Source organism: Eubacteriaceae bacterium Marseille-Q4139 (genome assembly GCA_018223415.1).
Classification (GTDB): domain Bacteria; phylum Bacillota; class Clostridia; order Lachnospirales; family Lachnospiraceae; genus CABSIM01.
Window position 1 is genome coordinate 2,709,993 of the sequence record JAGTTQ010000001.1, and the last position, 23,322, is coordinate 2,733,314.

Annotated in this window: 23 protein-coding genes and 1 pseudogene; 16 read left to right on the forward strand and 8 right to left on the reverse strand. The window is 44.1% G+C overall.

Annotation, left to right across the window (positions count from 1 at the left end; genetic code table 11):
• Positions 1–143 precede the first annotated feature (143 nt).
• The 7 genes from KE531_12740 (at position 144) to KE531_12770 (ending at position 4,231) form a co-directional block, all read left to right on the forward strand.
• Positions 144–440: a hypothetical protein gene (locus KE531_12740; GenBank protein ID MBR9954466.1), complete on the forward strand. Its 297-nt coding sequence runs from the start codon at positions 144–146 to the stop codon at positions 438–440.
• A gap of 111 nt (positions 441–551) precedes the next feature.
• A complete protein-coding gene (locus KE531_12745; GenBank protein ID MBR9954467.1) occupies positions 552–1,040 on the forward strand; it encodes a hypothetical protein in 489 nt (162 codons plus the stop codon).
• 18 nt (positions 1,041–1,058) lie between these two features.
• Complete coding sequence (locus tag KE531_12750; GenBank protein MBR9954468.1) at positions 1,059–1,283, forward strand: hypothetical protein; 225 nt, start codon at positions 1,059–1,061, stop codon at positions 1,281–1,283.
• A 635-nt stretch (positions 1,284–1,918) separates the two neighbouring features.
• Entirely contained in the window at positions 1,919–2,356 is a 438-nt protein-coding gene (locus KE531_12755; GenBank protein ID MBR9954469.1) for a hypothetical protein, read from the forward strand.
• A 3-nt stretch (positions 2,357–2,359) separates the two neighbouring features.
• Positions 2,360–3,208, forward strand: a complete 849-nt coding sequence (locus KE531_12760; protein MBR9954470.1) for a hypothetical protein — start codon at positions 2,360–2,362, stop codon at positions 3,206–3,208.
• A 71-nt stretch (positions 3,209–3,279) separates the two neighbouring features.
• On the forward strand, positions 3,280–3,585 hold the full coding sequence (locus KE531_12765; GenBank protein MBR9954471.1) for a hypothetical protein: 306 nt from the start codon (positions 3,280–3,282) through the stop codon (positions 3,583–3,585).
• Between the two features lies 1 nt (position 3,586).
• Positions 3,587–4,231, forward strand: coding sequence for a hypothetical protein (locus tag KE531_12770; GenBank protein MBR9954472.1), 645 nt, complete (start codon positions 3,587–3,589; stop codon positions 4,229–4,231).
• Positions 4,232–4,578: 347 nt separating this feature from the next.
• Here KE531_12770 and KE531_12775 read toward each other — a convergent pair whose 3' ends face one another.
• Positions 4,579–5,112 carry a helix-turn-helix transcriptional regulator gene (locus tag KE531_12775; protein MBR9954473.1) on the reverse strand — a complete coding sequence of 178 codons (534 nt, stop codon included), beginning with the start codon at positions 5,110–5,112 and terminating at the stop codon, positions 4,579–4,581.
• A 306-nt stretch (positions 5,113–5,418) separates the two neighbouring features.
• Here KE531_12775 and KE531_12780 point away from each other — a divergent pair, with 306 nt between their 5' ends.
• From KE531_12780 to KE531_12790, 3 genes and pseudogenes are all read left to right on the forward strand, one after another.
• Positions 5,419–5,607, forward strand: a complete 189-nt coding sequence (locus KE531_12780; GenBank protein ID MBR9954474.1) for a LysR family transcriptional regulator — start codon at positions 5,419–5,421, stop codon at positions 5,605–5,607.
• Positions 5,607–6,011, forward strand: a pseudogene (locus KE531_12785) (Arm DNA-binding domain-containing protein). The gene KE531_12780 and the pseudogene KE531_12785 overlap by 1 nt, the downstream one beginning before the upstream one ends.
• A 140-nt stretch (positions 6,012–6,151) precedes the next feature.
• Positions 6,152–6,526 carry a TnpV protein gene (locus KE531_12790; GenBank protein ID MBR9954475.1) on the forward strand — a complete coding sequence of 125 codons (375 nt, stop codon included), beginning with the start codon at positions 6,152–6,154 and terminating at the stop codon, positions 6,524–6,526.
• 64 nt (positions 6,527–6,590) lie between these two features.
• Here KE531_12790 and KE531_12795 read toward each other — a convergent pair whose 3' ends face one another.
• Entirely contained in the window at positions 6,591–7,514 is a 924-nt protein-coding gene (locus KE531_12795) for a hypothetical protein (GenBank protein ID MBR9954476.1), read from the reverse strand.
• A gap of 54 nt (positions 7,515–7,568) precedes the next feature.
• Complete coding sequence (locus tag KE531_12800) at positions 7,569–8,390, reverse strand: sigma-70 family RNA polymerase sigma factor (GenBank protein ID MBR9954477.1); 822 nt, start codon at positions 8,388–8,390, stop codon at positions 7,569–7,571.
• 253 nt (positions 8,391–8,643) lie between these two features.
• On the opposite strand from KE531_12800, the gene KE531_12805 reads away from it, so the two are divergent.
• The 6 genes from KE531_12805 (at position 8,644) to KE531_12830 (ending at position 15,612) form a co-directional block, all read left to right on the forward strand.
• Positions 8,644–9,006 (forward strand): cysteine-rich VLP domain-containing protein, encoded by a 363-nt coding sequence (locus tag KE531_12805; protein MBR9954478.1) that lies wholly within the window; start codon positions 8,644–8,646, stop codon positions 9,004–9,006.
• A 150-nt stretch (positions 9,007–9,156) separates the two neighbouring features.
• Complete coding sequence (locus tag KE531_12810) at positions 9,157–9,375, forward strand: transposon-encoded TnpW family protein (protein ID MBR9954479.1); 219 nt, start codon at positions 9,157–9,159, stop codon at positions 9,373–9,375.
• Positions 9,372–11,444 (forward strand): DUF4368 domain-containing protein, encoded by a 2,073-nt coding sequence (locus tag KE531_12815; protein ID MBR9954480.1) that lies wholly within the window; start codon positions 9,372–9,374, stop codon positions 11,442–11,444. The genes KE531_12810 and KE531_12815 overlap by 4 nt, the downstream gene beginning before the upstream one ends.
• Positions 11,445–11,533: 89 nt before the next feature.
• The gene (locus KE531_12820) at positions 11,534–11,740 is read left to right on the forward strand and encodes a DUF3847 domain-containing protein (GenBank protein ID MBR9954481.1); all 207 of its coding nucleotides are present in this window, start codon (positions 11,534–11,536) and stop codon (positions 11,738–11,740) included.
• A gap of 421 nt (positions 11,741–12,161) precedes the next feature.
• Positions 12,162–13,856 (forward strand): MobA/MobL family protein, encoded by a 1,695-nt coding sequence (locus KE531_12825; GenBank protein MBR9954482.1) that lies wholly within the window; start codon positions 12,162–12,164, stop codon positions 13,854–13,856.
• A 151-nt stretch (positions 13,857–14,007) separates the two neighbouring features.
• Positions 14,008–15,612, forward strand: a complete 1,605-nt coding sequence (locus tag KE531_12830) for an IS1182 family transposase (GenBank protein MBR9954483.1) — start codon at positions 14,008–14,010, stop codon at positions 15,610–15,612.
• Positions 15,613–15,762: 150 nt separating this feature from the next.
• Here KE531_12830 and KE531_12835 read toward each other — a convergent pair whose 3' ends face one another.
• The 5 genes from KE531_12835 to KE531_12855 all read right to left on the reverse strand — a co-directional run bounded on the left by KE531_12835 (position 15,763) and on the right by KE531_12855 (position 23,320).
• Positions 15,763–18,909 carry a type I restriction endonuclease subunit R gene (locus KE531_12835; GenBank protein ID MBR9954484.1) on the reverse strand — a complete coding sequence of 1,049 codons (3,147 nt, stop codon included), beginning with the start codon at positions 18,907–18,909 and terminating at the stop codon, positions 15,763–15,765.
• Positions 18,875–19,681, reverse strand: a complete 807-nt coding sequence (locus KE531_12840; protein ID MBR9954485.1) for a hypothetical protein — start codon at positions 19,679–19,681, stop codon at positions 18,875–18,877. Before KE531_12840 ends, KE531_12835 begins: the two co-directional genes overlap by 35 nt.
• Positions 19,682–20,398: a restriction endonuclease subunit S gene (locus tag KE531_12845; protein MBR9954486.1), complete on the reverse strand. Its 717-nt coding sequence runs from the start codon at positions 20,396–20,398 to the stop codon at positions 19,682–19,684.
• 478 nt (positions 20,399–20,876) lie between these two features.
• Positions 20,877–21,755, reverse strand: a complete 879-nt coding sequence (locus tag KE531_12850; GenBank protein ID MBR9954487.1) for a hypothetical protein — start codon at positions 21,753–21,755, stop codon at positions 20,877–20,879.
• Between the two features lie 2 nt (positions 21,756–21,757).
• Positions 21,758–23,320, reverse strand: a complete 1,563-nt coding sequence (locus KE531_12855; GenBank protein MBR9954488.1) for a type I restriction-modification system subunit M — start codon at positions 23,318–23,320, stop codon at positions 21,758–21,760.
• Positions 23,321–23,322 lie beyond the last annotated feature (2 nt).

Here is a 23,322-nt window from a genome sequence, read left to right on the forward strand (position 1 = left end):
TTATTACTATTTGTCAACAGTCAACAATCAATAATAAAGAAAAAAGAAATATTAGATAAGGGGGGGGGGGGAAATATATAAGAAAAGTTTTCCTGCGAATTTTTCGTTGACTTTGGGGACGGGCATTGAAAGGAGAAAACAGAATGAAAAAAGAAGAATTACAGAGAGCCGATGAAAAGAATTTCAAGGAGTATGTGCGGGAAGAAATGCGCTATATCCATATTCTGATGAATGATTTTGGATTAGAACGCAGAGAAGCCATTGAGTTTATGAAGTACCTGGAGATTAAAGAGATTGAGCAGGTACTTTCAGGAGAAGGCGAGTTCCCTGGCATTAGTGAATCGTTGTCAGTTTTGGCTGATTTGACCGACTGTATCGGCACAACGGGAAAGAACCGTTACTTCTGCATAGCTGGGGAAGTCATGCAGTATCATCCGTAAAGAAAAATGCCCTTACCAGTGCGCCAACACTGGCAGGGCGGGTATAGCCGGAGCTACACAATAAAACCACTTACATAGTAGCATACTTTCCGGCGGAAAGGAAGAAATAAAATGACTAATTATAAAGATTGCAAATATCCTAATCTGTTAGAGCTGGACTGGTATTTCCAATTACATTATTTTGCCGATGTTACCAGAGAACTAATGGAGGCGGTATTCCGTGGAGAAGAAGATTTGACACAGCAGGAATTTTCCCGAATTGCAATATATGCTGGCCTGCCGTTAAAGGTTTTGACATGCCACAAGAAGATTGTGCTGTCCCGTGACAGGTGGAAGCATCGCCAGATGATGAATGAGCTGAACGATATGCTGTATGAAATATGGGAACTTCAAAAAAGGGGAAGTGAACATGCTGACTGGTATATGCGCAAATACAGCTCTTCTGGAAGAGATGATTTTGTGAATATGAAATTGGCTTTCTATGATGGCCGAGAGGTTACATATTCCCATTATTTGGGAGTGAAGCACAGGATGGAAGATACGATATGTTTTGCAAAAGGGGAATTTAGGAAAAAACCGAGAGGATTAGGAGAGAGGTAAGCAGGGAAGGAGGGCATTATGAACGATATTAGAAAGGCTATAAGCCAGGACGAAACCATGAGAGCAATTTATCAGGAGCTTGATGAAATGACTTTACCGGAACTGCTGCACTTGTGGCCGATTTGGAAAGAGGAAATGTATAGGCTTGGCATAAAAGAGCCTGCGAGGGCGTTAATGGCTAGGCTTATGCAGTATTGTATAAAGCAGAAAGAGGTGGAACAATGCGGCTTGCTTCAGATGTAATTAACCAGATAAAGAAACAGCGGAGCGCCTGGAGGGTAGCGGCGATAGTCAGCATAGTTTTGAATATAATCCAGTATATCCGCAGTAAATAGCTTTTATGGGCCGGGGAACGGTGCGCCAACACCCGCCCCCGGCGGCATAAAGGCCAAACAAATAGAAACGTGAAAATAACAGCAAAGGGCTGGCAGAAAGGGGGAATATGGGCTATAATATGTCTGTAAAGGTTAAAATCAGCTATGAGAAGCCGCAGGAGCTTCAGGCGGTGCTTAAACTGCTCCGTCCTGTGATGAAGTCCTATAAGGCTGATAAGGGCAAGAATGGGCCATATAAACGGGCCTATGTGGAGATAGAACCAGTGTGCAAAAAGTCATAAATATGGCGTTGATTTAGGCAAAGCTGGGGTAATGGGGGAGTTCATAGATATAAAATATATGATTGCGCTATCCCCTCAAATTTGATATAATGAAACCAGGCAAAAGAATATTGCATAGTACCCCGGACGGCCAGCAGAGCCGGACGGAAGCCATATAAAGGCGTGGGAATGACTTACAGACAGAAGTGTCTAAAAGTTTTCCTGCGCCTTTTCTTTTTGCTTAGAATAGCCTACTATGGCGTAAAAAATAGGAGAAATTTATATGAATACAGAAAACATGAGCATGGAGCAGAATGGAACCGCTACCCAGGCGGAAGTAACAGGGGGACAGAGAACTTTTACCCAGGATGATGTAAACCGGATTGTGCAGGACAGATTGGCAAAAGACCGGGCGAAAACATCCGAGGAAGTCAATAAAAGGGAGCAGGAACTTGCGGCTCGTGAGTTCCGTTTGAATAGCCGTCAGAAGCTGATTGACAGGGGCTATCCTGAAAGCATTATGGAGGCGCTTAATTGCAGCAGTGAGGAAGCGTTCGACAATGCGCTGAACGCATTAGACAGCCTTTTGAAAGAGAGGGGTTCCACCCTGGAAGATATGAAAGCCAGACAGAACGCCGCCAGGTTTACGGCCCCGGTGGGCAGACATTCCCAGGGCGGCCCTGACCGTATTCGAGAGGCCATGAAATTACAAGGAGTATAATTTATGGCAATCAATTTGACTACAGTATTTAAGCCCTATGTGGACGAAATGTTTACCACAGAGAGCAAAAAGTCCCTTTTAACAAATCAGGATTTTGACTGGACAGGCGCACATACAGTCAAGGTGTATAAGATTGGCACTAGTGCAATGAATGACTACAGCAGAAATCCGGCAGAGGGCTTTACCGGTTCCAGGTATGGAAAGATTAAAGACCTGGACGCAACAACAGAGGAATTTACTTTAACGAAAGACCGTTCCTTTACTTTTGCTATTGATAAGCTGGACGAGGACGAAACGGCGCAGCAGCTTGAGGCGGCCTCTGCACTGGCAAGGCAGCAGCGGGAGGTTGTTATCCCGGAAGTGGATTCCTATGTGTATAATGTCATGGCAACAGGTGCCGGAACAAAGCCTACAGCGGTAACACTGGATGAAACGAACATCTATACGGAGATTTTAAAGGCAACAGAAGTCCTGGACGATGCAGAGGCCCCGGAGAGCGACCGGGTACTTGTGGTATCTCCTGCCGTCTATCTGATGATGAAGCGGTGTAAGGATATTACAATGGAAACCGAGGTTGGGAACGATATGCGCTTAAAGGGCGTAATCTCCAATGTTGACGGTGCGGCAGTTGTCCGTATTCCTTCCGCTAGGCTCCCGGAGGGCTTTGGCTTCATGCTATGCCATCCCTGTGCGTGTGTGGCTCCCACAAAGCTGGAGGATTATAAAATCCATGCAGACCCGCCGGGAATTAGCGGTTCACTGGTAGAGGGCCGTATTTGTTATGACGCTTTTATTCTGGATAATAAGAAAAAGGCGATTTATTATCAGGCGCATACTGAAAAGACAGAGTAGTAACCGTAAGACAGCAGGCCCCTTGTTTTCGTAATGATTGCAGGGGGTCTGTTTTTATGTGGGAGGTATGTATGAGAACCAGAGATATGAAGCTATTGCATTATGGTATCAGTGCAGCGGAAAAAGATAGGCTTATGGAGTTGGCAAAGCAGGAGGAAAATGCGGCTTTAGTAAAAGTATCAGCGGAAGAAAGCAATCAGGGCCTATCAGATGTTCTGTTTATCTCATTGACAACAGGGAAAGGTTATCGCCAGGTTGACAGGGAAGCATATATACCGGCCCAGGAAGATGATTTTTACGCATACCGGCGCAGGGCGTTATATATTTTCAAATTACTGTTAAAGGGCCGAGAAGCAGAAAGAACTGGGAGTGCGTAATATGGGCGGTTGGGGAAGTGGAGGGCATAATAAGACGCATAGACAGGTAGAGAAACAGCGCTTACATCGAGTAGATAGCTTTGCAGTATATAATAATTTGAGATATGATAAATATACCTGTTATAAGAATAAAGTGGATATTCGTGGAGGCTGTACTATTATACGCTATTATCCGCAGAGCAAAGAGGCGGAAATCTTGGAAAATGGCGTATATTATCCTTTAGGGCTTTCCAGAGTACTCAATATTGACGGACATTCTCAGAGGCTTTATTTTCTCTGCCCCTGCTGTGAGAGGCGTGTGCGCTATCTGTACCGGAATAAGAACGGCTTTTATATGTGCCGGAAATGTGCAGGATTAAATTATAGGTCGCAGCAGGTCAGCGGCATGGCAGAAATGCGGCTCAAAATGGAGCGTATTGTGGAGCAAAAGCTAGGGGGCTATGGCTGGTATCAAGATTATGATTGCATAGCAGATGTACCGGCTCCAGCAAAGCCGCCTTATATGAGGTGGAGCAAATATGAAGCCCTGGTTGTGGAGTTGAAGAAACTGCAAAGCGATTACTATACTGCCTTTTATCAGCAGATTGCCGGAACGTCTTTAGGCCGGAGGTTCCTTCTTGATTATGGTTGGGATATGGAGGAATAAGCGGTACTAAAATGGTACTAAGAAATTGTGAAAACAAAAAATATAAGAGGAAAACAGGGGAAAAAGCCCATAAAATCAAGGAAAAATGGCTGGTATCGGCAGGAAAAAGATACCCTGACTTGAGTTTGAATAATTTGCAAAGTCGTAAAAACACCGTATTTATGAGGATTTGCGGACTTTCAAGAGGTCTTTTGATAACAAATTGATAACAGTTATATGAGAGCGATTATTCTCACTATCCAGTGGTTTGTGGGTAAGAGAATAAAAGAAATTGGCTTTCTGATATAACAATCCATATGAAAATGCCCTTAGCTGTGGGTAATACGGCTAAGGGCATTTTTTTCGTCTTATTGGTCTTTTTTGAGGCGGTCTTTGAAATGTTCCAGTAGGGCGTCGCTCAATTCCTTTGAAGGGACTTTTGCCCAATGCTGTGTGGTATCAAACTTTGGATAATAGTAACGCCAACGGTCATATTCCACTTTGCTGATTTCCTCGGCGTTGTGTTTATCTGCTTGTTCTTTCCAAGCATAGAGCATTTTGAGTAACTCATAAGCCTGCTTGCCTTTGTCCTTGTTGACCTTTAGGCAGACCTCTCCGTCTGTTTCGCTGACGGTCAACCCGTAAATATCTTCAAGGGCAAATAAGGTGTGCATAAGACCGATATAGCTGTCAATATCAGGAACATTAAGAGCCTGCGGAGAAACATCAAGTGCGTGTGCCAGTGCAGCGGTAAGTTCTGCTTTAGGCTTACGTGAGCCTGTTTCATATTGAGCCAGACGGACATCGGCACTTCGTTCGGGAAAACCGACAGCCGTTCCAAGATATTTTTGCGTCATGCCGCGCAAAAGCCTAAAAAAATGTATTCTTTCGCCGATAGCCATAGTGTTTACACTCCTCGCTTATGTACTTTTAAAAAGTATAGCATATATGTTTAGGAATTGTCAAGATAAAATGAAACAAAAATATTTAATGTTTTCTCGTAAACCTCTAGACTTAACTTATAATATTTAGTATAATTGGAATTACTAAGCTGATATGTTTAGAAAGCTGAATGACCGTCCGAATAAGATATTCCGCCAAGACCTTTTGAGTTATTCAAGAGCGAGCGAGATAACGCCGCTGAAATGGGGGCAGGAACGATATTCGGGGAAACGGCGATATTACAAATTTTAGAAAGGACTGATGCGATGGAAAACAAATTTATCCGTGTAGATGATGTGGCACGGGAATTAAGCGTATCAAAGCCTTATGCCTATAAGATTATTAGAAAGTTGAACGAAGAATTAAAGGCACAGGGCTTTATTACGATTGCGGGGCGTGTAAACCGCCAGTATTTTTATGAAAGGCTTTACGGAACAAGAAAGGAGAATGAGTAATGCCAGTATTCAAAAATGAGGATAACGGCACATGGTATGTAATGGCAAGATATGTGAACTGGAAAGGCGAGCGTAAACAGAAATGCAAGCGGGGATTTGCCACAAAGAAAGAAGCGCAGGAATGGGAGCGAATGTTTCAATTATAGACTTCTTCTGATCTTGATATGAGTTTTGAAGCCTTTACAGAATTGTATATCAAGGACGTAAAAAATCGTCTAAAGGAAAACACTTGGCTGACAAAAGAGCATATCATTCGCACAAAGTTACTTCCATATTTCGGCAAGCTAAAAATCAGTGAGATTTCCACAAAGGAAATTATCACTTGGCAAAATGAAATGCTTGCCTATCGTGACGAGAAGAAAAAGCCGTATTCACAAACTTATTTGAAAACATTACACAATCAAGAGTTACTATGTAAAGGGTGGTTTCTGCCATCTAATACATATGACTGCGGCTCATTTGTGGTGAATTGAAAAGCAGTTATAGGAAAGGAGTTAAAATATCCTAATAACTGCCGAAACCAAAACACACAAAGGAGGTCGTCATGAAATCTATCTTTGAAGAAATAGGCGGCATATACCGTCAGGAGGGGGATTATCTTATCCCAAACATAAAACTTCCAGAGCAGGAGGAGTATCAGCTCGGCAAATATGGCCGAATGCGGCGAAACTTTTTGAAAGAGCATCATCCTGTCCGTTACTCGGATCTCATAGTGGAAGGACAGCTCTGGAATCACCTGGCCGAGATCGACAAGCTCTGCAATGCCCGTATGGAAGTGATGATAGCTGCTATGAAAAAACAGGAAGGCGTCACAGAAGCCCTGAAAGCGGCAGACCAGATGGAATGGGTGCGCCGCATGAACAGCATCCATAATCGGGCAGAAGAAATCGTGCTGTATGAACTGGTATATGAAGTATAACATAAAATAGACAGAGGGGACGCTTTTGGCAGCAATCAGCTGCGGCAAGCGCCCCCCTTTTTTATTATTTCTCGTCTCTATCCCGGTTCTTTGCCCGATTCTTATACACATTATGTTGGTTTTTACACTGTGGGCTGCAAAATACATTATTGGCTCGGCTGGCGACAAAAGCCTTCTGGCAGTGTTCGCAGAGCCGCAGCGGTTTTTCCTCATCAGTCAGCATAAAGCTGAACATGAGCTGAATCGCCGTTAGAAGCGAGTGAAAGTCCCAGACAATCGTGGGGCTGGTTACGGGCTTGTCAAACAGGGCAATATGATAAGTCGGTGCAATTCCTCCAAAAGCAGCCATGCCCATACGATAGGTGTTTCTGGATGCCTCATCCAGCTGATCGTAGTCGTGGTAAAACAAAAAGCTGCTGGTCAGCGTAAATGCCCAATCCTTGAATTGCTGCATGATCCATTCATACGGTTCCGCATACTGACGCTGAAACTGCATATTCATCGCCATAGGCTGCTCGGCAAAGGTCATAGCAAGCGCCATCATCGCTCTGTCCTGATTGATGTTCCAGCTTGACTGAATGCCTTCTTTTACCACATCTAATTTTTCAAAAGGATAGAATAAAGACAAAAATGCTTCTGTCTGCATGGATTCTGCTTTTATAAATCTGTTTTTCGGGAGATAAACTGCCTCATAGTCCATAAAGGACGGTGTGGTAGGCAGTGCGGTCATCAGCCCCAGCAGCCCATACTGATGAACAAATTCCAGTACAGCCTGCTCAATGACCGCCTCACTTTTCCGGCCCATACAGAGCATCCCGACATTGAGAGCATCCACAACCAGTTTTTCGGAATCCTTTAGAGGATCATAAACTTTCGGTTCTGCCGCAGGAGCGGCCATGATATATCGTCTGCCATTCTTTCCGGTCTTTATCTCATACTGATTGTACCGCACCCAATAGGAGCTGGCGTGTGCAAATAGATTCTGCATGGCTTCACCTCCATGTGTAATCTGATATATTATAATCCTATTACAAGTATAAAATCAATTTTCGGATTCTGTCAAGCCGCTCTTTTTACGGGGCGGCGTTTTATTTTCTCGCTTGACCTTCGCCGCACTCTTTCCGCTCTGCTCTAAACTTGCAGCATACAGAGCAACAAATTCTTTCTCCCGCAAGGTCAAGCTGTTCTTCCGCAAAAGATGTTCATATAGCTGATGCTGTAATTTCCGTGTGTAAGTATCCCACAGCTTGCGGATATTTCGATCAGATTGCCCCCGCATGGCTGCCACTTTAGCAGTGCTGTACAACCGCAGGGAGAGAAAGTACAGCACTTCCTTATGTTCGTCCTTCAGCCGTTCCACAATTTTGGAGAGAAATGGGTCAGCAGTCAGCTGGTGCATCTCATAAGGACAGTCAAAGATCAAGTCCAGAAAACTGCCTTTGCCCAAAAGCTGCTGTTCCGGCGTATTCAGCCACTCAGGGAAAACCAATCCATAGTTTGCCTTCTTATACTCCAGCGGTACATCTCCACGAAGATTTTCGTGATACCGCTCTCTGCGTTCACGGTTGCGATCCAATCGGTCCATTTCCCCAATAACCACAGAAAAATCTGTTTCTGTTCTTGCGGCTAAGCTGATGCGCTCCACAGCTGTTTCATCCATCTGCTGCCAGAGTGTATTCAGGCTGATGGGAGATTCGGCTGAATCGGCATCTTCTGGAATATCATCCTCTGCTTCTAAAGGATGCTCGTCCTGCTCCAGCTCACTTTCCAAAGCAGCGTTCCGTTCTTCTGCCAGAGCTTCTTCCAGTTCTTCATCGCAGACAGGAGCGTCCTCGTCCTGGTTCCAGTCGGCAAAGTCAAGGATAGGTTCTGCCCAGGAGGCTTCTTCTGAATTTTCTTCGCTTTCTTCTTCCAACCACAGATCATTCTGTTCTTCGTCCATGACTTCGCCTCCCTTCTGACTCCTATTTTATCTCAAAAACTTGTGCTGTCTATAATTTATTTTTAATTTTTGAAAAACAGTTCCGATTTACATCGCTGTTTTCTCCTATTAGTGAGGAGGTAATCTGAAAATCATTATTCTGATTACATTTTATGAAAGAAAGGAGAAAACAATGATGTCAAACCAAAACAGGGAGCTGACTTCAAAAGAGAAACGCTCCATCAAAAAGCTGGTCACAAGGTTTTGCGCCAACTATGACAGCGAGTACGGGTGCTTGCCGCTGGACTGCGATTGTCCCATGTTCGGCATCTGCTACACAAACAGTGCTATGTGCCGCTACTTTCGGGAATCAGTTTTGCCCAATGACCCGGAGCTGCAAGCATCACTGGAAAGCCAGCCTGTCCGCACCTGTCAGTATTGCGGTCAGAAATTTCCGGCTGACGGGAAGCGGGTGTACTGCTCCCAGCAGTGTGCGGAGTCTGCCCGCCGTCAGCAGAATGCAGCGAGAGTACGGAAATTCAGAAACAAGCAAAAGTAACCATTTGCCCCTCCGAAACCCTGATGGCACAAGGGTTTTCGGAGGGCATTTTGCGGTTGGAAGGGAGTTCTATCAAAACCATGAAAACAGCGAAGAAAAGCGTTACACAGCAGGAATACAGAGCTGAAACCTTGCCGGAGGATATTGCCTATGGGAAATGAAAAGGAAAAGCAGGGCTTTTATATGATAAACCGCCGTATCGGTTCCACTATCTATCGGGTGAGAGTATACGGCAGTGAAACAGCAACAGAAACGATGGAAGATAAAATTTTAAGACTGATTCAAAACGAGGCTGCAAATCCTTGTGGTTCTTGTGGTATAATGGAATCACCACAAATGAGCCGTCAGTCTGAAAGGAGCGCATCATGAGCGTAAAACAGACTGAAGGAAAAATCACAGCTCTTTATGAGCGTTTGTCCCGTGACGATGAACAGGTTGGGGACAGTAACTCGATTGTGAATCAGAAAAAATATCTGGAAAGCTATGCTCAGCAGCAAGGTTTCCAGAATTGCGTCCACTATACGGACGATGGCTATTCCGGCGGCAATTTTGACCGGCCTGCATGGAAACGGCTGATGAATGATATTGAGGAAGGTCGAGTCAGCACCGTACTTGCGAAGGATATGTCACGCATTGGCCGTGATTATCTGCAAACCGGCTTTTATACGGAGGTGTTCTTCCGTCAGCATGGTATCCGGTTTATTGCAATTGCGAATAATGTGGACAGCAGCGACCAGAACAGCAACGAATTTGCTCCGTTTCTCAATATCATGAATGAATGGTATCTTCGGGATCTGAGCCGAAAGCAGCGCACAGCGATTCGGATTAAAGGTGAATCCGGTAAGCCGACCACAAACATCGCCATTTATGGCTACAAAAAAGATCCCAAGGATAAATTCCACTGGCTGATCGACGAGGAAGCCGCAGAGGTTGTACGCAGGATATTCCGCATGAATGCAGAAGGAATCGGTCCTTATGAAATTGCACGGATTTTGTATGAGGACAAGGTGGAAACTCCTGCTGTCTATTTGGGGAAGAAAGGGATCGGCTTTTGGAAAAGCAAAGAAGATTTTCCCAACCCCTATAATTGGAGCGGTTATATGGTGGGTCAGATTCTGTCTAAGCCGGAGTATATCGGGCATACTGTAAATTTCCGTTCTCATAAAGAATCCTATAAAGATAAAGGCAGTGTCCGTAATCCGCAGGAGGAATGGCTGATTTTTGAAAACACCCATGAAGCGATTATTGACAAAGAGACATGGGAACTGGTACAGAAGCTGCGGAAAACACCCAGACGCAAGGATACCCTTGGAGAAGCAAATCCACTGACAGGACTTGTGTTCTGCGCTGATTGTGGGGCGAAAATGTATAACCACCGATTCCAAGGTGATTTGGAAAACGGAAATTACCCCTATGATGCTTACGAATGCTCAGCGTATAAACTGGCTTTCAGAAACAGAGTGGATGTATGCTGCAGTCACTATATTTCAACCAAAGCCATTCGGACTTTGCTCCTGGAAACAATACAGGCAGCCAGCACCTATGCCATCACCAACCAGAAAGAATTTCTGGAAAAGGTGAGAGCAGCATCGGCACTCCGCCAGAAAGAAGCTGTAAAAGATACGAAACGGAAGCTCAATAAGAACCGGAAACGGGCAGATGAGCTGGATGTCATCATCAAAAAGCTCTACGAGTCTTTTGCGGTTGGGCGAATTTCAGATCAACGCTTTGATAGTCTGCTGGCGGAGTATGAAGCAGAACAAAAAAATTTGCGCTCGGAGATTGCAGAGTTTGAAAAACAAGTAGCGGCCTTTGAAGAAAGTACCGCAAATGCCGAACAATTCCTTGCACTGGCGAAAAAGTACACGGACTTTTCCGAATTGACGACGCCGATGATCAACGAGTTTGTAGACAAAATCCTTGTTCATGCCCCGGAAAAGGTGGATGGGGATCGAGTGCAGGAAGTGGAGATCTATCTAAACTTTATTGGATACTTTGCGGCACCTGTGCCGGAACTGACACCGGAGGAAGAAAAGCGGCAGGAATACCTGCGTAAGCATCGTATGCAAAGCAGAGAACGGTACAAAGCACTGAAGGATGGCACCCGGAAAGTAGGTGAACCGTTTCAGATTGTGTGTAAGTGCTGCGGGAAGACCTTTGAATCAAAAATGTCCAATGCGATGTTCTGCGATCAAAATTGTCGCTCTAAATATTACCGGCAGGAAGCGGCGAAAAAAAGAAAACGAGAATGCACTTGTGGAAACTGCGGAACTGTCTTTATTACAGACAGAAACGGCGTGAAGTACTGCTGTGAGGATTGCATGAAAGAAGCAGCCTATAAAAGACAGAAGGAGCGCAGAGCGGCGAAGAAAAACGAACAGAAAAGTATAGAAGCATCCGCCATTAAAGAGTCGGATCAAAAAGGGAAAACAGCATAAGGATCAGCACCGAGGCGGCTTGTGAGAATAAAATCTCATAAGCCGCCTTTTTTGCATTTTCAGCCGGATATGGCAGAAAGGGAAAATCTATGACGGAACACGAAAAGAAGTTATTACAGGATAAGCACCGTTTAGAGGAAGCTCAGGCACGGGATCGAGTGAAAGAACGTAAAGCCCGAACACGTAGGCTCATCCAGGAAGGGGCGATTTTAGAGAAAGCTTTGCCGCAGGTGCAGAGGATGACTTTGGAGCAGCTGGAGGATTTTCTATGGGAAGTATTCAAATCAGTTCGATGAGCTGGGAGCGTTCCGGGAAACCGGGGCGCTTCTCTTTTTTCCCGAAGGGCGCACTTACTCACCACCCCGAAGGGGCGGTGGTATTTCCTGCGGAAATCGTGCGCTCTCCGAGGGGGATTGCGGCGTCTGCGGACGCCGCTGGACAAGGCTGCATTTCTGTCAAACTGCCAGCCTTGTCCATGCAGTCGGTAAGGGGGGTCCATTTTGTAAGCCCCCTATTTATGGGGTGGTATATTGCCACCCCATCTCGCCGCCTGCCTGTGTCAACCTGCCACCGGCAGCTTGACACAGGTACAGGGGTGTAACGAATCGTTCCACCCCTGCTGGAGGTACGTCGCATTTCACGACGTACCTGTTGGAATCAGGTGCGGAAGAAGGGCTACTGCATTTCACAGTAACCCTTCGGAAAGGATGGTAGACAATGGCAATTTATCATTTAGAGGCCAAAATGGTCAGCCGTGGAGCCGGACGCTCTGCCGTGGCTGCTGCGGCCTATCTGAGCTGCCCTCGGTTGCTCAATGAGTACGACGGAGTGCAGCATGACTACACCCGCAAACAGGGACTTGTGTGGCAGCAGGTTTTTCTGCCGGTTGCCGCTCCCACAGAATGGCAGAATCGAGAAATATTGTGGAATGCTGTGGAGGAAAACGAAAAAACAAAGGACAGCCGCCTGGCCCGTGAATTTGTGGTTGCGCTGCCGATTGAGCTGAGTAAAGCACAGTGGGAAAGGTTGCTGTCCGATTTTGTTTCTGATACCTTTGTATCTGATGGGATGTGTGCGGATGTGGCGATTCATGATCCATACCCTCCCGGTCACAATCCCCACGCTCACATCCTGCTGACGGTGCGCCCGCTGGATGAAAAGGGAAAATGGCAGTACAAGACCGAGAAAGAATATCTCTGTGTCAAGAACGGCAAGGAACAGGGCTTCACTGCCGCTGAGTTTAAACAGGCACAGGCCGATGGATGGGAAAAGCAGTACCAGTACAAGGTGGGCAAAAAGAAGGTGTATATGGTCCCTTCATCAGCACAGGCGCAGGGCTATGAAAGGGTGTCCAAGTACCCCAAAAGCACCAAATACGGCAGACAAAATCCAATTTCTGAGCGTTGGAACAGCGAAGAGCAACTCGTCTTTTGGCGTAAGGCATGGGCAGATGTAACCAATCTTCATTTGGAGCGTGCTGGACAGGAAGAACGCATCGACCATCGCAGTCATGCAGAACGGGGGTTTGATATACAGCCTACCATTCATGAGGGTGTAATTGCAAGAGCACTGGAGAAAAAGGGGATCGTCTCTGATCGCTGTGAGCTGAACCGTCAGATCAAGGCGGACAATGCCCTGCTGCGGGAGTTAAAAGCGCAGATGAAGAAGATGGCACAGGCTGTCAAAAACAGTTTGCCTGCTATTGCAGAAGCTATGGAAACATTGCGTGCCAATATGATCGTATTTCGGTATCAGCTCCGTCATATCAGCCGGGGTAAGTACAAACTGAGTCAATATCTGGATGCTGCAAAGCCTACCTTTGCGGAGTATCTGGCGTTAGTGCAGAAAATCAAAACTGCTGCAAAGGAACGAAAAACCATGCTGACAGAGAAGAAAGAAATTCCTTTCTGGAATGCCTCAAAGCATAAGGAGATATCTGCTAAAATTGCAAAGCTGAACGAGGATATTGAGGAACTGAAATCCGAAAAGGCTGTACTGCTTAATCAGCTGAACTGTGCGGATGATAGTGAAATTTCTGCTATCAAAAAGGACATTGCTGACGCAGAAGCCAGTCTTTCCAAGTTGGAACAGCAGGAAGAAAAGTATTCCTCTGAACTTGAAACTGCCCTTAGTGAATATGCAGATCTCAAAGAGCAGAGTGCAGACTTTGAACCTGTTGAACTGTATGCACAGAGAATGGCGATGCGTTCGGAGAAGTCTGCCTCCGCATCTAACCGGATTCAGTCTGCTTATGGCGAAAAGTATGATCCTCTGCTGATGTTCGATAGTCAGAGAGACATAGCTAAGCTACTCCAAGATGATGCAGAAAATCGTGTTTACCAGCAAGAGATGGAACAGCGAAAACGGCAGGAACAAAAAGAAAAGCCCAGACATGGTGATCCGGAGCGATAACGCACTGATTTACAAGAAATTGCTTGAAGGACGAACAAAGGAGCCGTTGCAAAATAGATGAGTAATCATCTATGGAGCAGCGGCTCCTTTTTTATGCCCTGAAAACAGAAAACGGACCCTGAAGAGCCCGTAATCCATGGTATAATAAGATATGACCAGTAAATTAAAATACCATAAAAATTATACCGAATTCGGTGAGCCTTATCAACTGGTTTTGCCATTAAATTTGGAAGGTTTGGTTCCTGATGATGATTCTGTTCGACTGCTGAGCCACGAATTGGAGGATTTAGATTACAGCTTGCTGTATCAGGCTTACTCTGCCAAAGGCAGAAATCCGGCAGTGGACCCAAAGACCATGTTCAAGATCCTGACTTATGCCTATTCCCAGAACATCTATTCATCCAGAAAAATTGAAACCGCATGCAGACGCGACATCAACTTTATGTGGCTGCTTGCCGGACAAAAAGCACCGGATCACAGCACCATTGCCCGTTTCCGAACCGGTTTTCTGGCAGATGCCTGTGAAAATCTGTTCTACCAGATGGTCTGCCGCCTGGAAGCAAGCGGAGAATTATCAAAAGAAACCGTATTTATTGATGGGACAAAACTGGAAGCCTGTGCCAATAAATATACCTTCGTCTGGAAGAAATCGGTGGGGAAATGGGAAGCAAAGATGTACGAACGGATTCAGGAGGCAGTCTGTCTTCTGAACCAGGATTATATCTGCGGGTTCCATGTGGGAGAGGAAAGCCGTACCCAGGACCTTCAGGAAATCTGCCGGTTTCTGGAAGAACGATGCCGTCTGGATGGGACGGTTTTGGTACATGGAAGAGGAAAACGCAAAAGCCGGAATCAAAAATATCTGGAACTGTTCCGCCGGTTTCTGGAACGCCAGACAATCTATGACTGGCATACAGCTAGTTTCCAGGGCCGGAATAACTACTGCAAGACGGATCCGGATGCCACTTTTATGCACATGAAGGATGATCATATGAGGAATGCCCAGCTGAAACCTGGATATAACGTCCAGATCGCAGTGGACAGCGAATACATTGTGGCAGCTGGGATTTTTCAGGATCGGAATGATGTATGGACACTGGTGCCGTTTCTGAAAAACATGGAAGTGAACCTGGGATTTCGATATCCCAGTGTGACTGCGGATTCGGGGTATGAAAGCGAAGAGGCTTATGAATATCTGAAAAGCCAGGGTCAGATCCCTTACATCAAACCGCAGACCTACGAAAAATGGAAAAAGAGAAGTTTTAAGAAAGACATCAGCAAACGGGAAAATATGGCGTATAAGGAAGAGACAGACACCTACACCTGTCATGCAGGAAAAACACTGAGAGAAGTGTTTAAAAAGAAGCAGAAAAGCAAAAGCGGCTATCAGTCCGAGGTAACAGTATATGAATGTGAGGATTGCGGCGGATGTCCGTATAAGAAAAAATGTACGAGGGCAAAGGGAAATAAGAGGCTGTATCTTTCCAAAAACTTTTTGAAAAAGCGTCGGGAATCTTATGAGAACATCATAAGCGAAAAAGGGATCCAGTATCGGACAAACCGTTCGATTCAAGTAGAAGGAGCCTTTGGGGTGTTGAAAAACGATTATGAATTCCAGAGATTTCTGCTGAGAGGGAAAACGAAGGTAAAACTGGAGATCCTACTGCTGTGCCTGGGGTATAATCTGAATAAATTGCATGCTAAGATCCAAAATGGCCGGACAGGAAGCCATCTGTTTGAAGTAAAAACTGCATAGAAAAATCATAAAACCGAAAGGTTTTATTAAAGTACGGCAAAAATCCGGCGATCTGCTCTGAAACCATAGGGAGCGCCGGATTTTTTGCTGTAACAAGCAGAAGTGCCGCTCAATCATCTATTTTGATGATTTTGCGACACTCCCTTTGTTTTACATATTTCCAGATGATTCTTCTTGATTGATATGATCTTCCGAGCTAAGTAGCCCAAAGTATTTTTCGAAAAATGCTTTCAGTTTTTCGATAACTGTCTGCTTTTTCTTATCACGGGAACCACCGCCGCCAAAGCGGGAAACAGGTGGTAAAATCCTGTCTACATCAGTACCGGTTGTTTTGAGCACACCGTCACGGAAAGCATTTGCTACAAACTTTTTTGTTTCTTCCGGTTTTAGCTTTTCTTCAGCAATCAAAGACTGTATATCAGCTTCCCGTTGCTCTCTTACAAAACGTTGCCAATCCTCGTTTACATTTGTGTCAGCGTTGATTGTTGCAATGAAGTTCTCAATCAATTCTTTCTTTGAGCGCAGCTGCAGGCTGGATTTGATTGCTTTATCGATTGCAACAAGGATTTCCTTGTTCTCGCAATTATCGTCATGGTATTTTGCCACCAGCATAAGGATATAATCGATATTGACTTCTACCTGCTTTACCAGTTCCAACTCAAAGACGACATCATCCATAATACTGTCTTTGTCACCGGCTTTTGGCTTGATTTCCTCATATACGTCATGATAAGTGCCCGTATAATCCTGAAAATCGATAGGCGAAAGAATTTCATTGCCGACAAAGCGGTCGAACGCAGTTAGAATGTTCCGAAGACGAAGAATATTGCCAAATAGTATGATGAAATCCTTTTTATTCTGTTCACCAATGATAGGTTGCCCCAGAGGATATTTTTGCACCAACTCGGCAATGCGTTCCTCATATCCTTTTTGTTTACGCCCTTTTTCATCTACATATCCATAGTAATAATCATCATAGGATTTCAAAAGGACAATACCACTGGCATTTTTGTCTCCAAACAATTTGATTGCATCATTGGTCGCTTCTTCTAAATCACGGAAGCAGACAATATTACCATAAGTTTTGACTGAGTTAAGGATACGGTTTGTTCTGGAGAACGCCTGAATTAACCCATGCATTTTCAGGTTTTTATCCACCCAAAGAGTGTTCAGCGTTGTAGCATCAAAACCTGTCAGGAACATATTGACTACGATCAGCAAATCTACTTCCCGCTTTTTCACTTTGTCGGACAAATCCTTGTAGTAATCCTGAAACCCCTTGCTGGAAGCGTCAAAGTTGGTCTTGAAGATCTTATTATAATCGTCAATCGCCATCTCCAGAAAATCACGGGAACTCTGATCCAATTCATCGGTATCAAAACTTTCGTCCTCTAAAATTCCATCTGTACTATCTTCTTCATTTTGAGCAAAGGAAAAAATGGTGGCGATTGTTAAATCCCGATGCGTTTGGGCAAGCTGTTTTTTGAACTCCAAATAATATTTTTTACAAGCAGGGATGGAACTGACTGCAAACATGGAGTTAAATCCGTTTACTCGCTGACCTTTCAGGCTGTAATAGGAATTTCGCATAGTCTTTTGGTCAAAATGTTCCAGAACATATTTTACTACTTCAGAAATACGTTCTGGTGAAGCAAGAGCTTCTTCCGTATCAATAGCCGTCACCTGTTTGTCTTTACTATTTTCTTTCTGCTTAATGGTATTGATATAATCAATGCGGAAGGGGAGTACATTTCCATCGTTGATAGCATCCACAATGGTGTATGTATGCAACGGTAATACCTTTTCCCCTTTGTCATTCGGCTCTCCGCCAAATGCCTGCGCCGTAGTTTTCAGATTGGGATTTCCGCCGCTTGACGCATTCACAGAGAAGATTGGTGTTCCAGTAAATCCGAAAATATGGTAGTTTCTAAAATACCGGTTTACCTTAACAGTCTTTTCTCCTTTTTTGATAGTTCCGCCTACCATCCGGGTATGCATATCGCCAAATTGACTGCGGTGACACTCATCAAATATCAAAACGATATGCTTATCCCGAATAGGATGCGCAGGATTTTTTGTGATAAAGACATCTAATTTTTGGATAGTTGTGACGATGATACGGGAAGTGCTGTCTTCAAGTTGTTTTTGCAAAACAGCAGTACTTTTGTTCCCGTTGGCAGCTCCTTTTTCAAAGCGATCATATTCCCTGATTGTCTGATAGTCCAAGTCTTTGCGGTCAACCACAAAAAGGACCTTTTCAATATAGGGAAGATTGGTCGCAAGCTGCGCAGTCTTGAAAGAAGTTAATGTCTTACCGCTGCCAGTGGTGTGCCAGATATATCCACCAGCTTCAATGGTTCCAGCTTTCTTATAATTGGTGGATGTTTCAATACGGTTTAGGATGCGTTCCGTGGCTGCAATTTGGTAGGGACGCATCACCAGTAGAAGCTCCTCTGTGGTAAACACACAGTACTTTGTCAGGATATTCAGCAATGTGTGCTTTGTAAAAAACGTCTTGGTAAAATCTACAAGATCGGGAATCGTGCGGTTGTTTCCGTCTGCCCAGTAAGAAGTAAACTCAAAGCTATTGGAAGTTTTTTTACTACGTTTTTTGGATGCAGTCTCATTTTCTTTGATATGACTGAATCGGGTGGTGTTAGAGTAGTACTTGGTATTTGTACCGTTAGAGATAACAAAAATCTGTACATACTCATACAAACCGGAACCCGCCCAAAAACTGTCCCTTTGATAGCGGTTGATTTGATTAAATGTTTCTTTGAGGGCAACGCCACGGCGCTTCAGCTCCACATGGACAAGCGGCAAGCCATTTACCAAAATGGTCACATCGTAGCGGGTATCATGTTTCCCACCGCTTTCTTCGTATTGGTTAATCACTTGCAAACGATTATTGTGGATATTCTTCTTATCAATCAGGGAGATATTCATGGTAGTGCCGTCCTCACGGGTGAGATTCTGCACATGATCCTCCTGAATCTTACGGGTCTTTTCCACGATTCCGTCGTTGTGATTGGCAATTTTATGTTTGAAAAAGCTATCCCATTCTTTGTCGGTAAAGCTATACTGATTGAGCCGCTCCAACTGCCTGCGGAGATTGTCGATCAGAGCATCTTCGCTGTGAATGGTCACATATTCGTAACCCTGTTCCACCAGCATTTTAATGAAAGCCTGTTCCAGTGCCGCTTCACTTTGATACGAATCGGAGCGTTTTGCCTGTGGCTCGTATTCTGCCACAACTGTGCTTTCATTGCTCGATAAAATCATGTTGTAAGTGATCATCGTTTTCACCCTCCCTTCCTAATTGTGCATCTTTTTCAGATAAATAGATCACTGCATCCAGCCATAGAAGGACCTTTAAAAAATCAATTCTTGTATGTTCACGATGCGTTCTACCATGTACATCCCAATGCCGATTGACCGCTTGCGGTTCATCTTCTGAAAATCTCGAATCTTTGAACACTGAGCAGTCAAATTTCTTGAACGCATCATAAATACAAAGAGTTTTTCTATCGATTTCATTCAGTTCGGCTTTATCTGCGAATTTGTCGGCAATACAGTCCAATCGTTTTTGAAATGCAGTTTTATTGATACCGGAACAATCTGCGAGCAAGCCGTCAACCAATGAAAAAAGGCCTATACAGGCAAGCAGATAATCCTCTCTGTCATATGCATTTAGAATTTGATTATATAACTCTCGATATTCTCGAATGTAGTTGCTATCTTTACATCTTTGAATGAGCTTTTTCATATTTTGCTCATCATTATCGAAGTAATAGCGAGTTATTACTTTCTCTACATCAGCACCTTGATAGATTTCGTGCGCAAGGGTCTGCGTCAAATTATCTGTAAATACAAATTGGCTTTCAATAAGTTTGTTGGTCGCTACACTCCATTCTCCAAATTCCGCAAAGGCTAAAAGATAGTTTGCAATATTGTCGGCATTTTGTTGATACCAAGTCTGCACTTTATTGAGGGCATATGCAAAAGTTTCAAGCCCCTTCACAATACCGCTTAGACCTTCAAAAATCTCATAATTGCCTGAATCATTCATTCAAACCGATGCCTCCTTAAAAGTCAGCAGCTTATCTCGATAATATTCATACTGCTTTTGACGAGCTTCGATTTCAGCTGGCAAGCCGCTTGTTAGGTCGTTGCAAAGAGTATCAAATCTGGTGAGAACACCGACGATTCTCTTAACTTCATCATCTGACGGAACAGGGATAGGAATTCTGTTTAGATTATCTTGATTTAATTTTGGCTGTGCTCCACCGGAAATATATTTACTTAAGTCGATAGAGTTTAGATAAATTTCAACATATTTTTGCAGCTCTGCAAAGTTGAATTTTAAAACATGGGCATGGTTGTTAACCCAATTTTTTCCTGATATCGAAAACGCAATCGGGGTGCTTCTTGCCAATAAATTTGCCCCATCTTCAGACACTAAAAGGTAATCTCCGTCGAAAATGTAATCAGCGACATGGTCTACAACACCGGAGGCTCCGTAGTACGGGTATACTCCTATTTGTCTATTTCCTTTTGTAATAGGTCTTCTTTGCCTGTCACAGTTTTCTGATATTTCGGGCAATGTTTTAAATACAATTTCACTTGTAAAAGTGAACAGTGTATCCCGATAATACGCATACTGCTTTTTGCGTGCGGTAAGCTCTGCGGTAAGCTCTGCGGTAAGCTCTGCGGTAAGCTCTGTGAAACTGTCCAGAATGCGTACAATTTCACGCTGAACTGGAAGTGGCGGGATCGGAATACGCATATCAAGGATATCTTTCATACTTGGGTGCTTTAATCCGGAACCCCGATAAAAACTGTCAATAGTGTCACCTTGGTTCATCATCCAATAATACAGATACCGATTCATTAATTGCGAAGTATCGGTAGAAGTGGCAATGCGATTGTCTGCCGTCACAAATTTACCTCGATAATATTTCATTACCTCGGTAACCTTACGAGATTTCCCCCAAGGTATTGTCACAACCTCTCCTTCGCAAAGATAATCTCCTGCTAGTTCCTCAGTTGTCCAGCCTGTTTCTTCTCCAGTAGAAAGCAAAAATACATTTCCTTTTTCTCGTTTTAATGCAAACATATCTTTAGCAAGCAGATATGGGTAATTAATCACTTTCGGCTGCTTTGAACGATCAACACTATTAAACCTTTTATCCCAAGTTGTTACAGACCACAACGGAAAGCATTCCACTCCATCAGGGCAAAATTCTTGTATCAATTCTTCCAGCTTACTCACTGTCATCACCTCCATGGCTGAATCCTATTTGCTCCAATGCTTTTTGGATTTCAGCATTTTTTTGGATTTCTTCTTCTTTCTTTTTCACATTTTCGATAATTCCAACCACTAAGCTGCGAAGTGGTTCGTATTCTCGCAAAGCGGTTTCCTCATCTGCATTTCCATGGGCAATATTACTGAGCCTCTGGAAAAGTTTATAGCCGTCGTCTGAGTAGATAACCGGAATGATAGAGCATTGAGCATCTACGGCTCTTATAACTTGATCAAATGGTTTTGATCTTCCATTGGGCTTATATACTTCTACTCCGGCCCTATGTCCAACCTCCAGCGTTATTTGCTCAAACGCTGACCGTAAGTAAATGACCGCCCCGGCACCCAGCCGTTCTTTGTATGCAATTTCCGCCTTTCCCAACCATTCTGAGAACTTATCTTCCGTTTCGATAGGTAGTTTTATTGTATCTGGAAGTTTGAAGCTTTGCTTAACCACACTCACTCTTGGAGAGTTTGCAGAAATATCATCTACCCCAACCAAAAACCATGCTTGCACATAAGGATGACACGTCCTGCATTTTGGGTTGTCCTCCTCATAGTCCATGCATCGCAATTGGCAATCAATACTGATCATCGAATTATTGACAATCAAACAATGAAGCCGTTTAGGAGAAATAAAGGAAACACTATCCTTACACGCCGTGGAGTAAAATGGCAGAGTAATGGTGCCAATTTGAATTTCTATAAAATCTCCGGCACTAATAAAGCGAATCTCTTCCGTTTCTTCTTCCTTCACTGTCGTGTATTTTTCCCAATCAATAAATGATTCAATTTCGCCGCTGTTTTTACTTTTATCGGATAACCTACTGCTCAGCCTCATAGTTATCCCTCGATTTCTGCGATAATCTTCGCAATCTCATCCCGCAATACCTGTTCTCTGGCCACAATCTGCTCAATCTCGGCATTGAGCTTTGTAATATCAATCACTTCCCGGGTGTCCTCCGGCTGTACATAGGTGCTGACCGAGAGATTATATTCGTTGTTGGCAATTTCCTCGTAAGGTACACAGTGGGCAAAGTGGTCAGTATCGGCACGGGAAACAAATGCATCTACAATTTTCTTGATATGATGATCTCTCAACTTATTGTTATTGGTAACTTTCTCACATTCAGCAGAAGCATCAATAAACAGTGTACGGTTATCCGTTTTGTTCCGCTTCAATACCATGATACAGGTGGCAATACTGGTTCCATAAAATAAGTTGCTGGGCAGCTGGATCACACAGTCAATAAAGTTGTTGTCAATCAAATACTGACGGATCTTTTTTTCTGCTCCGCCACGGTACATAATGCCAGGGAAGCAGACAATTGCTGCTGTGCCATTGCTTGCAAGCCATGCAAGTGAATGCATAATAAATGCAAGGTCAGCTTTGGATTTTGGCGCTAAAACTCCGGCAGGAGAAAAGCGGGGGTCGTTAATCAACACCGGATTGTCGTCTCCCTCCCATTTAATGGAGTATGGAGGATTAGAAACAATTACTTCAAAGGGTTCATCAGCTAAGTGCTGCGGATGCGTCAACGTATCTTCATGCGCAATATCAAACTTATCATAATCAATATCGTGCAGGAACATATTGATACGGCAAAGGTTGTAGGTAGTCAGGTTGATCTCCTGTCCAAAAAAGCCAAGGCGAACATTCTCTTTTCCAAGGATTTTTGCTGCCTGTAAAAGAAGCGAACCGGAACCGCAAGCAGGGTCATAGACTTTGTTGACTTCTGTTTTCCCCACTACCGCTATACGAGTCAGCAGTTCGGAAACTTCCTGCGGGGTAAAGAATTCGCCGCCGCTTTTCCCGGCATTGGAGGCGTACATACTCATCAGATACTCATAGGCATCACCAAAAGCATCAATGGAATTATCCTTATAATTTCCAAGCTGCATATCCGCAATGCCATCCATGAGCTTTACTAAGTTTGCGTTACGCTTGGCAACAGTTGCCCCCAGTTTATTACTGTTTACATCAATATCATCAAACAGCCCGGAAAAGTTATCTTCGCTTTCGCTGCCTTTTGCGGACTCCTCAATATGGTTAAACACTGCTTCCAAGGTCATGTTCAAATTTTCATCGGCAGCAGCCTTTTTTCTCACGTTACAGAAGAGCTCAGACGGAAGAATGAAGAAACCTTTGGTTTGAACCAAATCCTCACGAGCTTGTTCCGCCTCTTCATCAGATAACTGAGAATAATCAAAGCCCTCATTTCCAGCTTCGATTTCCCCTTCATTGATATAGTTTGTCAAGTTTTCGGAGATATAGCGGTAAAACATCATACCAAGCACATAGGATTTAAAATCCCAACCATCTACGCTTCCACGCAATTCATCTGCTATCGCCCAAATCGCTTTGTGCAGTTCATCACGCTCTTGATCCTTTTTCATATCGGCCATTG